Source organism: Alistipes finegoldii DSM 17242, from assembly GCF_000265365.1.
GTDB classification, from domain to species: Bacteria; Bacteroidota; Bacteroidia; order Bacteroidales; family Rikenellaceae; genus Alistipes; species Alistipes finegoldii.
The window spans coordinates 3,612,926-3,627,224 of sequence record NC_018011.1; the positions used below are offsets into that span (position 1 = coordinate 3,612,926).

General features: G+C 57.8%; 14 protein-coding genes and 1 pseudogene. 12 read left to right on the forward strand and 3 right to left on the reverse strand.

Annotated features, from left to right (window positions below; all coding sequences use genetic code 11):
* Positions 1 to 48 precede the first annotated feature (48 nt).
* The 12 genes and pseudogenes from ALFI_RS15565 to ALFI_RS15610 all read left to right on the forward strand — a co-directional run bounded on the left by ALFI_RS15565 (position 49) and on the right by ALFI_RS15610 (position 11,408).
* On the forward strand, positions 49 to 492 hold the full coding sequence (locus tag ALFI_RS15565) for a hypothetical protein (RefSeq protein WP_014776521.1): 444 nt from the start codon (positions 49 to 51) through the stop codon (positions 490 to 492).
* 67 nt (positions 493 to 559) lie between these two features.
* On the forward strand, positions 560 to 1,729 hold the full coding sequence (locus ALFI_RS15570; protein ID WP_014776522.1) for an OmpA family protein: 1,170 nt from the start codon (positions 560 to 562) through the stop codon (positions 1,727 to 1,729).
* 20 nt (positions 1,730 to 1,749) lie between these two features.
* Complete coding sequence (locus ALFI_RS15575; protein ID WP_009597718.1) at positions 1,750 to 2,022, forward strand: hypothetical protein; 273 nt, start codon at positions 1,750 to 1,752, stop codon at positions 2,020 to 2,022.
* Positions 2,023 to 2,093: 71 nt separating this feature from the next.
* Complete coding sequence (locus ALFI_RS17090; protein WP_014776523.1) at positions 2,094 to 2,249, forward strand: hypothetical protein; 156 nt, start codon at positions 2,094 to 2,096, stop codon at positions 2,247 to 2,249.
* A 43-nt stretch (positions 2,250 to 2,292) separates the two neighbouring features.
* Positions 2,293 to 3,648, forward strand: a complete 1,356-nt coding sequence (locus ALFI_RS15580) for a fimbrillin family protein (protein WP_014776524.1) — start codon at positions 2,293 to 2,295, stop codon at positions 3,646 to 3,648.
* A gap of 74 nt (positions 3,649 to 3,722) precedes the next feature.
* Positions 3,723 to 3,857 carry a hypothetical protein gene (locus ALFI_RS17655; RefSeq protein WP_014776525.1) on the forward strand — a complete coding sequence of 45 codons (135 nt, stop codon included), beginning with the start codon at positions 3,723 to 3,725 and terminating at the stop codon, positions 3,855 to 3,857.
* Positions 3,858 to 3,883: 26 nt separating this feature from the next.
* Positions 3,884 to 5,944 (forward strand): fimbrillin family protein, encoded by a 2,061-nt coding sequence (locus ALFI_RS15585; protein WP_014776526.1) that lies wholly within the window; start codon positions 3,884 to 3,886, stop codon positions 5,942 to 5,944.
* Between the two features lie 369 nt (positions 5,945 to 6,313).
* Positions 6,314 to 8,044, forward strand: a complete 1,731-nt coding sequence (gene rho / locus ALFI_RS15590) for a transcription termination factor Rho (protein ID WP_014776527.1) — start codon at positions 6,314 to 6,316, stop codon at positions 8,042 to 8,044.
* A gap of 36 nt (positions 8,045 to 8,080) precedes the next feature.
* Positions 8,081 to 8,851, forward strand: coding sequence for a S1/P1 nuclease (locus ALFI_RS15595; protein WP_014776528.1), 771 nt, complete (start codon positions 8,081 to 8,083; stop codon positions 8,849 to 8,851).
* 559 nt (positions 8,852 to 9,410) lie between these two features.
* Positions 9,411 to 10,036: pseudogene (locus tag ALFI_RS15600) on the forward strand (heavy-metal-associated domain-containing protein); the annotation flags it as partial.
* A gap of 151 nt (positions 10,037 to 10,187) precedes the next feature.
* Positions 10,188 to 10,814 carry an OB-fold nucleic acid binding domain-containing protein gene (locus ALFI_RS15605; protein ID WP_009597723.1) on the forward strand — a complete coding sequence of 209 codons (627 nt, stop codon included), beginning with the start codon at positions 10,188 to 10,190 and terminating at the stop codon, positions 10,812 to 10,814.
* A 33-nt stretch (positions 10,815 to 10,847) separates the two neighbouring features.
* Complete coding sequence (locus ALFI_RS15610) at positions 10,848 to 11,408, forward strand: PepSY-associated TM helix domain-containing protein (RefSeq protein ID WP_015547716.1); 561 nt, start codon at positions 10,848 to 10,850, stop codon at positions 11,406 to 11,408.
* 72 nt (positions 11,409 to 11,480) lie between these two features.
* Here ALFI_RS15610 and ALFI_RS15615 read toward each other — a convergent pair whose 3' ends face one another.
* Genes ALFI_RS15615 through ALFI_RS15625 form a run of 3 tightly spaced genes read right to left on the reverse strand, consistent with a single transcriptional unit; the run spans position 11,481 to position 14,292 of the window.
* Complete coding sequence (locus ALFI_RS15615; protein WP_014776531.1) at positions 11,481 to 12,704, reverse strand: DUF4857 domain-containing protein; 1,224 nt, start codon at positions 12,702 to 12,704, stop codon at positions 11,481 to 11,483.
* Positions 12,705 to 12,723: 19 nt separating this feature from the next.
* Positions 12,724 to 13,395 carry a hypothetical protein gene (locus tag ALFI_RS15620; protein ID WP_014776532.1) on the reverse strand — a complete coding sequence of 224 codons (672 nt, stop codon included), beginning with the start codon at positions 13,393 to 13,395 and terminating at the stop codon, positions 12,724 to 12,726.
* Positions 13,396 to 13,404: 9 nt separating this feature from the next.
* Positions 13,405 to 14,292, reverse strand: coding sequence for an ABC transporter ATP-binding protein (locus ALFI_RS15625; RefSeq protein WP_009597708.1), 888 nt, complete (start codon positions 14,290 to 14,292; stop codon positions 13,405 to 13,407).
* Between the last annotated feature and the right edge of the window lie 7 nt (positions 14,293 to 14,299).

Below are 14,299 nucleotides of genomic sequence, written 5' to 3' on the forward strand. Positions count from 1 at the left end.
GGGTCTCGGAGACGCAGTGTAACTATCTGACTAAAAGGCTGGTACAAATTGACACTTTCACTTAAGATTTTATGGGCAGTAAAGATTCTGCTCGCACTCCGCAAGGCGTCGGAAGCCGGCGCCCCTCCCATGAAGAGCCGCGAACTGATGGCGGCATGTCTGAATCCGGGCGCGGACACCTACATGTACCGCCGGGTCCTGCGCGAACTCGCCGCCAAAACCGACTATGCGACCTGCATCATCCAGTCGGGAAGGACCTACTATGAATGGAATCGCAACCTGCGGCCGACGCTCTACGACCTGACGCTGCGGCTGGAGGGCGGAATGCACGAGGTCACGAACGGCTTCTGGTCGTGCGAGAACCGCCATGTCATGCAGCCTTTATACAAGGCCAACAAGCAGTACGAATCGCTGACGCGCGAATATCTTTCCAATATCCATATCGACGAACTCGACTCCCCGGCGCTCTCCGCGCGCAACCGGGCCAAATAGCCGCACACATACCTGCCTGCGGCCGGACCGACGGAACGACACATCAATCACCAATAAACATTAAAAAATGAAACGTCTCTACCTCATTGCATTATTCGCCCTCGTCTGCGGCGGCGCTTCGGCGCAGGAGAACGGCAACCGGGATGCGCAAAACCGCGTCGTACGCGGCCCCTACGAAACCAACCGGCTCTCCGACAACATCTTCGTCGGCGTCGCCGGAGGTATAAACCTCTATTTCGGCGAGCACGACTCTCAGGGAAAATTCGGCAAACGGCTGGCTCCGGCGCTGGACATTCACGTCGGCAAGTGGTTCACCTCCTCGATCGGCGCGCGCGTCGGGTACACCGGCCTGCAGGCCAAAGGCTGGACCACCGCCGGAACCATGTACGCAAAAAAACAGGACGGCGACTGGTTTCAGGAGAAGTTCGGCGTGTCGTACCTGCATGCGGACGCTCTGTGGAACTTCTCGAACGCCGTGAGCGGCTACAAGGAGGAGCGCACGTGGAACTTCATGCCTTTCGCCGGCGTGGGCTGGGCCCGCTCCTACGGCAACGACACCCATGACAACGAAATCGGATTCGACGTCGGTCTGCTGAACGTCGTGCGTCTGTGCAAGGCGCTCGACCTCACGCTCGAAGCGCGCTGTCTGCTGGTAAACCAGCGTTTCGACGGCGTATCGGGCGGCCGCATCGGAGAGGGAATGCTTTCGGTCACCGCAGGTTTGGCGTACAAATTCAACCGCCGCGGATTCACACGCGTCTCGAAACCGCAGGCGGTGGATTTCACGCCTTACCTCGACCGGATCAGGCGTCTCGAAGAGAACAACAACGACCTCGCATCGAAAAACACGGCGCTCAGCGACGAGAACGAGAAGCTGCGCAACATGCCGCCCAAGGTCGTAGCAGAGAAGAAGGTCGCCGCATCGCCCGTAGCGCTCTTCTTCAAGATCGGCAGGGCCACGCTCGACAGCAAGGAGCTGACGAACCTCGAATTCTATGTCAGGAACGCCATGAAGGCCGACAAGGAGAAGACCTTCACGCTGATCGGTTCGGCGGACAAGGCCACGGGCAGCAAGGAGCTGAACCAGCGTCTGAGCGAACAGCGGATGGAGTATGTCTACGACCTGCTGAAGAACAAATACGGCATCGCGCCCGAACGCCTGATCAAGAAGGCCGAAGGCGATACGAACAACCGTTTTGCCGAGCCGGAGCTGAACCGCGCCGTCATCGTGGAATAACCCCCGAAAACGACCGATTCATGTCCCGGACCGCAGCAACCGTCACGAATGAAACGCCCTCCGGGGCGGCGCATCACCTGCTGGCATATCTGGAGGAGGGGAGGGTGCGCGTGTACGCTCCCCGCCGGCAGAGCCTCTGGATCATGCAGCAGCTCCCGCAGGCGGAGGAGCTGAGGATCGAAACCCAGCTCCGCGAACTGCACCGGACCGGGCGGCGGACGGCCGTGGTGGAGGTGCAGCTCCGCAGGGACGAAGAGACGTTCCGCGTAAGGGTGCTCTGCGTAAGGGCCTGATCCGCACGAATCGGAAACGCACGAACAGATAAAATCAACGCCACACTCATCAATTAAAAAAAGCAATGACCATGAAAAAACAATCAATGCCCTACGAAGCACCGGAGCTAGTTCAGATCTCCGTGCGCGTCGAAAAAGGATTTGCCGTAAGCAGCGACATCGAACCGGGAACCGGCGGCGGCGAGCTGGGAGGCACGCGATCGCTCTCCTACGACGATTACGAATAGCACTCCGAAGTCCCGAAAATTAACGTTCAAAACAAAAAGCCTTATGAAAAAACTATTCGTTATAGCGATGCTCGCCGCAGCCGGCATGAGCGCATGCAGCAAAGAAGAGACTGCGACGACTCCGGCAGAGGCGAAATACATTCAGGTAACCATTCCAGAGGATGCGGTCGCCGGCGAAACCCGCACCGCCGTAGACGGCACGGAGACGACTTGGGTGCAGGGCGACAAAGTCGCCGTATTCCTCTACAACGGCTCCACGACGCAGAAGTTCGAATTCACGGCCGACAAAACGGGCGCCACAACCACCTTTACCGGCGACGTGCCCGTAGGCAGCTACTCGCTGGCGGCGGCACACTATCCGTACAGTTGCGGCGCCACGTTCGACGCCGTAAACAAGGTCTTCAACCACACGTGGGGCACATCCTACTGTACGGAGAATCTGGCCGACTACGACTTCATGTACACGAACGTCTGGGAGACCCCGTTCGAAATCAACGAGGATTCGACGGTGCTGCCCGTCAACTTCACCTTCCGGCCGCTGATGGCACGCATCAGGATGAGTCTCGGACTGGAAAGCAACGAGACGCCCAAGAAGATCATCATCAGCACCAGCGGCGACGTAATGCCGACCGCGGGCACGATCGACCGTCTGGGCAACTTCACCGCATCGTCGGTAACCAATTCGATCACCATTCCCACGGACCGGAAGGAGTTTACGATCGGACTGCTGCCCGTAAGCATCCATTCGACGATGAACGTGCAGGTCATGACCGCCGACGGACTGACCTATTCGGACAAGTCGTTCACCCTCGCCGGCCTGAAGCGCAACCACCACTATACGATGAGCGTACCGTGCAACAGCAAGACGGTCACGATCGGGGTACCCGACGCGGTCGACAAGAAGTACGGCACCGGGACGTGGAAGGACAACGGATTCTATTTCGTCGATCCCCAGTACGATCCCGACGGAATCTTCGACGGCTGGTACTTCTACCGCGGAGAGCTTAAGAATGACAAGAACGACGACGACAAACTCAAGAAGAACCGCATCCAGCTGCAGGTTCCGGCAGGATTCAACGACGACAACAACGGCGCGTTCGTGACGGCTCCGATCCAGTGCGACGGTTCGAAAACCGTGAAAATATCCTTTGAAGTAGCGACCAACCGGGCATTGGTGAATATAAAATATCGGATCGGCGTAACGGGCAACGGCCCGATTACGGAAGTTTGGCTCCGCGACCGGAATAACATTCTGAACGGCAACGACAGGGAATGCAAGTCGGGAGTTCAGACCCACACGTTCACGGTCACGAACGGACAGCGGATCATGGTCAAGATACTGAGCACGGGCGGCGCCTACCACGTCGAGTTCGCGGACTTCACCTACACGGTCGAATAGTTTCGGCGACATGAATGCAGCTATCGGGACGGAGGTGACAGCCGTCCCGATTCAGTTGTAAAAATACCTATCTGATGAAAGCAGCTTACACAAAGCCGGAACTGGAGATACTCACGGTCAGGACGGAAGCGGGATTCGCGATCTCCCAGCCCCACGGCGGCGAACTGGGTCCGAGTTCAGCGGATTATGCAGACGACTGCGAGTATTGACCGAACACCAATTCAAACCAGACACCATGACACATAAACCTATTTTCCGCCTGTTGATACTCGCAGGACTGCTGTCCGGCTGCGGAAAGGATACGACGGAACAGCCCGGCCCCGGAAAGACGGCGGCCGGAGGCGACGCCGTCAGCTGCCGTCTTGCGATCGGCAACGACGAGACGTCCGGACAGGAAAGCGAAACCCGCACGGCCTACGGTCCCCTTACCGACGGTTATTTCCCGATTTACTGGCGCACCGGCGACCGGGTGGGAATCATCAGTCCGCAGACGACTCCGCAGTGGGCCGAAGTGGAGGTCACCGTGTCGGGCGCGACCGAAAGCGAAGCCGACCTGAGCGACACGGGAATGGCATGGGGCAGCGACTCGCATTACGACTTTTATGCGTTTTACCCGGCCGACGCCGTACAGACCAACAGCGGTTCTATCATCGTAACGGCGATTCCGGCCGTACAGACCTGCAACAACGGCGAATGCAACATGCAGTACGCCTACATGGCGGCATGTACGAAAGGTGTGGAACGCGGCGCGGAGGTGCCGTTCTCGTTCCGCCCGCTGATGACTACCGTGACGGTAGACATAAGATTTTCGGAAGCGGCCGAGGTGCAGAAACTCGTCCTGTCGAGCGAAAACGATCCGGTAGCCGGGGCCTTCACGTTCGACATCGAAACACATCGGGCCGCCGTCATTGAGGACAGATGCTCCAAAGTGCTTGCGTTGCACATGCTGACGGGGGAGGAGCCTTACATCCGGATCGGCGCCGGATCGAAGATCATGGTTACGGCATTCATGCTGCCGCAGGACATTCGGGGACTGACGCTGACGGCTGTCACGACGGAGGGGAAAACCTACAGTTACACGACTCAAGCGACACTTAAGGCAGGCAATCGTTATTCGTTTACGATCAGCGACATGCAGAAGCAGGCGCAGCAGACCACGGAGGACTATTCCGACTGGATGAAATACCTGCCCGACAACGTATACCTGTCGCAGGTATCCATGCCCGGCTCACACGACGCATGCACGATGTACGGCTCGCATTATGAATACAAGAGCGGCATGCCCGGCGAAAGGTATCATTTCAAATGGCTGCAAAACGTCGTATTCGGCTACATGAACGTAACCAAGATCATCAAGGCGCAGGAACTTTCGATCGAGGAACAGCTGGCGGCCGGTGTCCGCATGTTCGACCTGCGTCCGTCGGCGTCGGGCAGTTCGCTGCAGGACCTTCCGATTCATCACGGCATCGCCGCGCTGGGCGACCCGACCCGCGGCGGCTACACGCCGGGCGGTTCCGGGCGGCAGGAGCTGTCGCCCTTCATGCTCTCGCACCTGCTCGACCGCTTCGTGAACTTCCTGAACGAGCATCCCGACGAGACGGTGCTGATACATATGAAATACGAGAACACCAGCGGCACCGGAAAAACGGGCTGGGACAAGAGCGTCGTAGACCTGATAAAGTCGCACTGCAGCGGACATATCGCCGATTTCCATCCCCGGATGACGCTGGCCGACGCCCGCGGCAAGATCCTGTTCATGATCCGCGAAGACTACAAGTCCGCCAACGGCGGCCGGTATCTGGGCGCCTACCTGAACTGGACGCACGACAAGGTCGTGTTCGAGACCACGCTCCACGGCAATACGGGCGAAACGGCGCCGATCAAGGTCAATGATCTGTACAACATCAAGAACGGCTCGTCGGACGGCGTGAGCAAGTACGCCGCGATCGACGAGTGCATCGCCTACACGTACGGCGCGACGGACGTCACGCGCTGGTGCATGAACTACGTGAGCTGTTACGACACGGCGCACTGCAGCGTATCGGGCATCAGTATATTCGGAGCCGTGGGGGATTACGACTACTGCGCCAACCTGTATAACAGATACACGGCGGACAAACTGAACCGGAAGGACTTCCGCGGAAACGCCGGTATCGTCCTGATGGACTTCGCCGGAGCCGAAAACGCCACGATGACCTACGGACAGACCTACTCGAACATGCGGGTATACGGCGACGATCTGGTGAAGGCCGTCATCGGCGTCAACAACAAATGGGACCTGCGCCGCAACGCATAATAACCGCCCTCCGGACCGCGCATTTTCCGCTCCCCGTCCGAAACACCCTTACCCCCCCCCAAAAAAACCTCCCGGCCTTGGAAAAGCCGGGAGGTTTCGCACACACAAACATTAACAATACAAACAACGCGAATGGCTGAATTATTTGTTCGGTACAAAGATGCGGGTATTTTCCGAACGGCGCAATCGCCAATAATGGGGATTTTCGGAGCGGCGGCTCCCGAATTATGGTGAAAAGGTCGGACGGAAAGAGGTGAACAGCAACTTTTTATTTTGAATTTCGAAATAATGCACTATCTTTGCAGGCGAATTCCAACACGCCCGGCGACCGCCGGGATTTTCGAAAAAATCACTTTGAAATAGAAATATATGCAGGATTTGAAAGCGCTCGAAGGGAAAAGTCTCGCCGAACTGCGCGAAATCGCCAAAGCTCTCGGCATCGAAGACGTCATGGTAAAGAAGCGCGAACTGATTGAAAAGATCACCGGAGGTTCCGCACAGGAGATCCCCGCAGAGAATAAAGGCAAGCGAGGACGAAAGAAAGAAACGCCCGCGGCGGAAACTCCGGCCGTGACCACGCCTGAAACAGCCGTGGCAGAAGCGGCTGCGAAAACGGCCGAGACGCCAGCGGCGGAACCGGAACCGATGGCAGCGGAAGCTCCGGCTGCGCCCGCGAAACCGCGGGGACGCAGGCCGCGCATGACCAAGGCGGAGAACACCGCACCGGTACAGCCGCAAACGGCGCTGACACCGGAAATGCCCGCCGAACTGGAGTTCCCGACGAATGGCGCGCAGAACGAACCTGCGGCGAAGCCCGTGCAGGAAACAGCCGCTCAGCCGGAGCCCAAGCGGCGCGGCCGCAAGCCCAAGCAGGAGCAGGGACAAGAGCAAGAATCCGCACAGGCGGCTCAGGGGCAGACTCAGGCGGAAGAGACTCCCGCACCCCGGCCGTTAGAGGAGGAGGTGATTACCAAGGACGACTTCGCCGGAGAAATCGAAGGCGAGGGCGTGCTGGAGATCATGCCCGACGGTTACGGATTCCTGCGTTCGGCGGACTACAACTACCTGAACTCGCCCGACGACATCTACGTTTCGCCGTCGCAGATCAAGCTTTTCGGACTCAAGCCCGGCGACACCGTGAACGGAGCGATCCGTCCGCCGAAGGAGGGCGAGAAATATTTCCCGCTGGTCCGCGTGAACGAAATCAACGGGCTGGCGCCCGAATACATCCGCGACCGCGTACAGTTCGAATTCATGACGCCGCTCTTCCCTAGCGAGAAGTTCTGTCTGACGGGAAACGGACACAACAACCTCTCCACCCGCGTCGTGGACCTCTTTTCGCCCATCGGCAAAGGCCAGCGCGCCCTGATCGTGGCGCAGCCCAAGACCGGTAAGACCGTGTTGCTGCAGGCCATCGCCAACGCCATCGCCGACAACCATCCCGAAGTATACATGATCGTACTGCTGATCGACGAACGCCCCGAAGAGGTTACGGAAATGGCGCGCAACGTCAAGGCCGAAGTCGTGGCATCGACCTTCGACGAACAGGCTTCGCGCCATGTGAAGGTGGCCGAAATGGTACTGGACAAGGCTAAACGCATGGTAGAGTGCGGTCACGACGTGGTGATCTTCCTCGACTCGATAACCCGTCTGGCGCGCGCCTACAACTCGGTGCAGCCGGCGTCGGGCAAGGTGCTTTCGGGCGGCGTGGACGCCAACGCGCTCCACAAACCCAAGCGTTTCTTCGGCGCAGCCCGTAACACGGAGGAGAAAGGTTCGCTGACGATCATCGCCACGGCCCTGATCGACACCGGGTCGAAGATGGACGAAGTGATCTTCGAGGAGTTCAAGGGTACGGGCAACATGGAGCTTCAGCTCGACCGCAAGCTCGCCAACAAGCGCGTATATCCGGCCGTGGACGTCATCGCATCGGGCACGCGCCGCGAAGACCTGCTGCTGCCGCGCGACGTGATGAACCGTACGTGGGTGCTGCGCAAATACCTCTCGGACATGAATCCCGTCGAAGCGATGGAATTCCTCCAGAAACAGATGAGTCTCACGGACACCAACGAGGAGTTCCTCGCAACGATGAACCACTGACAACCGATCCGCCCGCAACACAAATCCCGAACATAAATGAAAAAGCTGCTTATTCTCTTTTCCTGCGTCCTTTTCGCCCACGGCGCATTCGCATGGGGACAGAAGGGACACGACGTCACGGCCTACATCGCCGAATGTCATCTGACGCCCGAAGCGGCGGAAAAAATCGACAAGGCGCTGAACGGACATTCGCCGGTATACTATGCCAACTGGCTCGACATCGCCAGCCACACGCCGGAATACGCATACACGAAAACATGGCACTACCGGAACGTGGACGAAGGCAAGACGATCGACACGATGCCGGGAAACCCGGACGGCGACGTGCTGAAAGCCGTTACGACGCTCGTCGCAGAGCTGAAGGCCGGCGGACTGCCGTCCGAAGAGGAGACGCTCAAGCTCAAGATGCTGATTCACCTCGTAGGGGACATGCACTGCCCGATGCACGCGGGACGGCTTTCGGATATCGGCGGCAACCTGCGTCCGGTATTGATGTTCGGCAAGAAAACGAACCTTCATTCGGCATGGGATACGGCCATTCCCGAAGCCGCCCGCAAATGGAGCTATACCGAATGGCAGGAGCAGATCGACCGGCTGACGGACGACGAAGCGATGCTGATTCAGGCCGGCGAACCTTACGACTGGCTCAAGGAGACGCACGCGATATGCGTCGGCATCTACGCAGATTCGCCCGAAGGCACGAAGATCTCCTACGACTACGTATACAAGTACACGCCCGTAATCGAACTGCAGTTCCTGCGCGGCGGCTACCGGCTGGCACGTCTGCTGAACGAGATTTATCGATAATCCGGCCGGATCAAACGACGAAATTACGGAAAAATCCCCGCATATGTTGCGGGGATTTTCGTATGCAGGGACCGACTACAGGACCGAAAGGAGATATGACCCAGGCAGGTGCGGGATTAAAGTAATGTAACGACTTGATTTATATGGTAGTTACATTTTTGTATAGGAGAGTAGGTAACGAGAAGGCAACGGTTTGTTTTCAGCTTCTTGCGCTCAAATACCGCATTTCAAATAACCTATCGCAAGATACGAAAAATTTTCGAGATGGGCAAATTAGGCAGGGTCAACCGGCGAGTGCAATTTTAAGAAATTAGTTTAAAGAACTTTTTTAGACGAAGAAAATTTTAATTTTCCCGATGTCTTCTGTTCATTGTATTGCACTTGTTTAATAAACTCTTCCGTTAACACAAAGAAATCTGCCCCATTCAGTATATATTGCCTGATGGTTTATTCTGATTTTCAATTGCCCCTTTTCTGTCAGGGGAAGCATATGAATCGACAAAACATACTTTTGTACCGATAGTTTTTGCAATTTTCTTATGACAAAAGAATTCGCTGCCATGGTCGCTGTGTCGCAATGGTCGGGGACGGCATCAACGACAGTGCGGTGCTGGCGCAGGCCGATCTGGGCATTGCCATGGGGCAGGGGAGCGACATTGCGATCGACGTGGAGAAGGTCACGATTCTTTCGTCCGACCTGACGAAGATCGCCGCGGCGGTCCGCCTTTCGGCCGCGACCGTGCGCACCGTTCGGCAGAACCTTTTCTGGGCGTTTATCTACAACCTGATCGGCGTGCCTGTCGCCGCTGGCGTGCTCTATCCGCTGACCAGGTTTCTGCTCAATTCGATGCTCGTCGGGGCCGCCATGGCCCTGAGTAGTGTGAGCGTTGTGGCCAATAGCCTGCAGCTGAGTACAAAACGGCTCGGCACGAAAGCCGTCCATAAAATAAATACAGAATTTATAACCAAAAAACAAACAGCCATGAAAAAAGAGTATCGTATCGAAGGAATGATGTGCAACCACTGCCGGATGCATGTCGAAAAGGCCCTGAACGGCATCGAGGTCTCCGTGCCGTTGTTACTCTCGATCCTCCTGCCGCGACGGTCGAATTCACTGGGCGGGAGCCGGAGCTGGCCGAATTGCAGCGGGTGCTGGGCGAAGATTATAAGATCACGGAGCGTTGAAACCCCGGTCTCGGAGCGGCCGCTATCCATCTATAAAGGTATTGCGGCTCCTGAAAACCCCTAAAATTAGGTATTGCCGTTCCCGGCGTAATGTCGTTTCTTTGTATTACTAAAATCTGCCGAGACGCTGCGGGACGGCCCGTTGCGCCGAATGCGGAAAACGAAGAAAAAATTCAAACCGATTATGAGACATTTCGTTTATTGTGCGGCGCTTGCAGCCGCCGTATTTTTCCTTGCTGGGTGCGGCGGGAACCCGAATAAAAAGAACGCTTCGGAGACTCAAACCTCAGAAACGCAGAGTTCCGTCATGGAGGTCGATAACCTGCTCGCCGATGCTGAGAAGTTGACCGGCGGCAAGGTGACGGTCGAGGGCGTCTGCACGCATATCTGCCGCCACGGGGGCCGCAAGATTTTCCTAATGGGAACCGACGATACGCAGGTGATCCGCATTGAAGCCGGAGAGAAGATCGGCAGCTTCAAGCCCGAATGCGTGAACAACGTCGTGCGGGTGACGGGCACGCTGGTCGAAGACCGGATCGACGAGGCTTACCTTGCCGAGTGGGAGCTGCGGCTCAAGGACCAGATCGCCCGGCAGCACGGCGAGGGCGAAGCCGGATGCAGCGCCGAACATCAGGCCCGCGGCGAATCGGTTGCCAGCAGCACCGAAAAGCGTATCGCCGACTTCCGTGCCCGTATCGCCGACCGCAAAGCCAAAGAAGGCAAGGAATACCTTTCGTTCTACCATGTGGACGGCGGGAGTTATGAAGTTTTGAAATAAGAAGTTTTGCACGTCATGGGGACACGGTCGTTTATGTCCGCCGTGAGGAAATGGAGCAGGCCCGTTCACCGCGACCTCTCCTTTTTCTTTTCGGGCGTACTGCTGATTTATGCGGTTTCGGGCTTCATGCTCAACCACAAACGCGATTTCAATTCCGATTATTCGGTGCGCCGGACCGAGCTGGTCTTCGCACAGGAGATACCGCGCGCCGAGCAGGAGTGGACCCGTGCGCGGGCCGAGGAACTGCTCCTGCGCGTCGGCGAGGAGGGCAATTACCTGAAACATTACTTTCCCGAACCGGACCGGTTGAAAGTCTTTATCCGGGGCGGCAGTTCGCTGACGGTCGATCTGGCGTCGGGACACGCCGTCTACGAGTCGATCCGCAAGCGGCCCGTGCTGAGCAGTCTGAACCGGCTGCATTACAATCCGTCGCGCTGGTGGACGGTCTTTTCGGATGTCTTTTTAGCGGGATTGATCGTAATCGTGCTTTCCGGGCTGGTGATGATGCGCGGCCCGAAAGGATTGCGGGGCCGCGGAGGCGTCGAGCTGATCGCGGGGATTCTGATTCCGCTGCTGTTTATTTTCCTGACCTGATCCGGGAAACTGCGTGTGATAAAAGGGCGGACGTCGAAAACGTCCGCCCTTCTCTTGCGTATGGGTTTGTTGTCATCGTTTTGCCGTGCCGAATACCAGCAGCGGGACGAAGAGGAAGAGTCCGAACAAGACGACGCCGACGGTCTGCCAGAGCCGTCCGCCGGGCGATCTGCGGCGGATGAGCGCATAGAACGCGCCGAGCGCGAGTCCCAGCCAGAGGGCCTGAAACGACACCTCCGCAATCCGGGGCTTTACGTAGCCGTCCAGCGGCGAGGTGAACGACAGTTCGAAGGGAAACAGGTATTTTGCGTACTCGGCCCATGCCTGCGGTTTCTCTTCGGGGCGGTATTCGTCCGCCAGTGAATAGTCGCGGGCGTTCACGGCGACATAGCGTTTCGATTCGGCGCCTTGGATGGTGACCGTCCAGTAGAACATGTCGCCGATGATCATCATGTTCTCCCGTGTGGGGCCGAATTTCCCGACGGGAATCTCGTGCAGTTTGTAATCCTCCGCACCGAGCGTATAGAAACGCTTTTCGCTGTCCACCAGAAAACCGAGACTTTTGCGGTCGGCGAACTCCGTGACGAAAATCTGGCCGATTTGCAGCGAGTCCGCAACGTCGGTACGGCGCACGAACGGGCGGCCGCGGACCTGCTTCATGTGGTAGACGCGCTGCGCGTCGTCCACCAGCAGGTAGCCGTTGTCGTACCGCTTGCGCGTCGAGGGGTTGCCGGAGACGACGCGGGCCGGGAACGAAAATCCCTTGTCCCGCAGGACTTTGGTGAATGCCGCGCTCTTCTTTTGGTCGATGGTGTTGGTCTCCATATCGACGAACTCGATTCCCTCGCCGGTGATGCGGAACACGTCCGTCGCCGGTTCTAAATCGATGCGGTCGGGCATCGATTCCAGCAGTTGATAGACCGTCGGTCTGCGGCGGTTGATTTCGCCGGGCGACGTGCGGAACATGAAGTTCGTGCGCTCCACGTCGCGCGATTCGACCGCCACGCCCTCGATTTCGGACGGAAACCTCCCTTCGGCGGCGAGTTGGCGGTAATAGAACGTCGGCAGGATACTGTCGAACTGCTGCTGGGTGTAGGTGTTGCCCTGCAGATCGCGTCCGGCGACGTTGTTTTCGCGGTCGAAATCCACCGATGCGAATCCGTGCGTCACGCAGCTGTAGAGCGTGAACGGCGACCACGAAGGCGATGCGAACACGAACGCGTAGCACCACGGCAGCAGCCATGCCAGCAGAAGCGCCGCAAGGAGGATTATTCCGGTTTTGATACTCTTTATCATAGATTTGTCGTTTTGCGGGTTAATCCTGACATCCCTGCTTGAAACGGTATACCGAAAGCAGCGGGAAGAACAGCGAACATACCAGCAGCAGCGCCAGCCACGGCAGCATGCCGTCGTAGGCCTGCGGGGTGTCGGAGAGGAAGAAGATCCGGCAGACGCCCACGGCGATCAGCAGATTCGCCAGCCGCCGTTTCCATGTGGGTTCGAGACAGATCCATGCCGTCAGCAGGTAGAGCGTCAGCCCGGCCAGATACCACGGCAGCGCCGTCAGCAGAATCCGCGCGACCAGTTCGGGCGCCAGCAGGGCGTGGAAGTACCCCCACAGCACGGCGGTTTGCACGATGAACAGCAATGCCAGCGCTCCCAGCCCGATGCCTGACATCAGCAGAATCATCTTCCACTGTGGAAAGGGCAGGTGAAGCGTCAGCTTCAGCCGTTTCTGGGCCATTTCGGGGACGAACTGAACCACTGCGAGCAATACGCCCAGCAGGGCCGGCAGGTATTGGAGAATGTCGATGAAGACAACTTCCTTTTCGAGCATCACCTCCCAGACGTGCGCCGCACCCTTGAAGGTTATCACCCGTTGGACGCGCAGCAGCGCATAGGCGGTGGCTCCGAAGAGGAACAATGCGCTCAGCGGATAGAAGCAGCGCATTTTGATCCACTCTTTGTAGAATATGGCTTTGATCATAATTCGGGTTTAGTATTTTCCGGTCAGTCCGATGAAAGCGTCTTCGAGGTTCAGCGTTTCGCCGCGCAGGTCGCTGCAGACAATGCCCGCGCGCTCCAGCACGCCCTGTACCGTCGCAGGGGAGTCGAACGAATAGAGTTCGGCGCGCCCGTTCACGACGCTCGGGTGGTAGAGGCCGTCGCCGGCGGGGATCGTGACGTCGGCGCCCGGCGTGAAGGTGTATCGCCGGAACGTGCCGAGCAGTTCGCCGACGGGCATCTGTACCAGAATGCTTCCGTAATCCATGATGATACAGTCGTCCACGAGCTTTTCCATGTCCTGAATGATGTGCGAGGTAAGGAAAACGGTCTTCTCCTCGCTCTGCGCATAGTCGCGCAGGTATTCCACGAACAGGCGGCGGTAACCGGGGTCCAGCCCCATCGAGAAGTCGTCGAGCACGAGCAGATCGGCGTTCTGGGCGAGAATCAGCCCTAAGGCCACCTGCGAACGCTGTCCGCACGACATGCGCGAGATGCGCTGCCGGGGCGCCACCTTCAGCATTTCCATCAGTCCGTAATAGGCGTCGCGGTTCCAGCGGGGATAAAACCGCGCATAGAACCGTTCGATCTGCTCGATGGTCATGAAGGCGTACTGCACGTGTCCCTCGATCAGCAGGGCGATCCGGGCGCGGGTTTCGGGCCGCATCGTGCGGATATCCTCGCCGAAGATCAGACACTGTCCGGCGCGCGGTTGGAGATAGCCGCTCAGAATGTTGATGGTCGTGGTTTTTCCGGTGCCGTTTTTACCCAAAAGTCCGAGGATCCGCCCGCGCGGAACCTCGAAACTCAGGTCTTTGTATATCAGCCGCTCCCCGTAACAATGGGTGAGGTTGCGGCATTCGATGACAGAATCGGTCATAAAGAAT

Excerpts from the sequence above, each read along its gene's own strand:
- ALFI_RS15570 (WP_014776522.1), top strand. The coding sequence starts at position 560 with ATGAAACGTCTCTACCTCATTGCATTATTCGCCCTCGTCTGCGGCGGC.
- ALFI_RS15575 (WP_009597718.1), top strand. The coding sequence starts at position 1,750 with ATGTCCCGGACCGCAGCAACCGTCACGAATGAAACGCCCTCCGGGGCG.
- ALFI_RS17090 (WP_014776523.1), top strand. The coding sequence starts at position 2,094 with ATGAAAAAACAATCAATGCCCTACGAAGCACCGGAGCTAGTTCAGATC.
- ALFI_RS15580 (WP_014776524.1), top strand. The coding sequence starts at position 2,293 with ATGAAAAAACTATTCGTTATAGCGATGCTCGCCGCAGCCGGCATGAGC.
- ALFI_RS17655 (WP_014776525.1), top strand. The coding sequence starts at position 3,723 with ATGAAAGCAGCTTACACAAAGCCGGAACTGGAGATACTCACGGTCAGG.
- ALFI_RS15585 (WP_014776526.1), top strand. The coding sequence starts at position 3,884 with ATGACACATAAACCTATTTTCCGCCTGTTGATACTCGCAGGACTGCTG.
- rho (WP_014776527.1), top strand. The coding sequence starts at position 6,314 with ATGCAGGATTTGAAAGCGCTCGAAGGGAAAAGTCTCGCCGAACTGCGC.
- ALFI_RS15595 (WP_014776528.1), top strand. The coding sequence starts at position 8,081 with ATGAAAAAGCTGCTTATTCTCTTTTCCTGCGTCCTTTTCGCCCACGGC.
- ALFI_RS15605 (WP_009597723.1), top strand. The coding sequence starts at position 10,188 with ATGCGGAAAACGAAGAAAAAATTCAAACCGATTATGAGACATTTCGTT.
- ALFI_RS15610 (WP_015547716.1), top strand. The coding sequence starts at position 10,848 with ATGTCCGCCGTGAGGAAATGGAGCAGGCCCGTTCACCGCGACCTCTCC.
- ALFI_RS15615 (WP_014776531.1), bottom strand. The coding sequence starts at position 12,704 with ATGATAAAGAGTATCAAAACCGGAATAATCCTCCTTGCGGCGCTTCTG.
- ALFI_RS15620 (WP_014776532.1), bottom strand. The coding sequence starts at position 13,395 with ATGATCAAAGCCATATTCTACAAAGAGTGGATCAAAATGCGCTGCTTC.
- ALFI_RS15625 (WP_009597708.1), bottom strand. The coding sequence starts at position 14,292 with ATGACCGATTCTGTCATCGAATGCCGCAACCTCACCCATTGTTACGGG.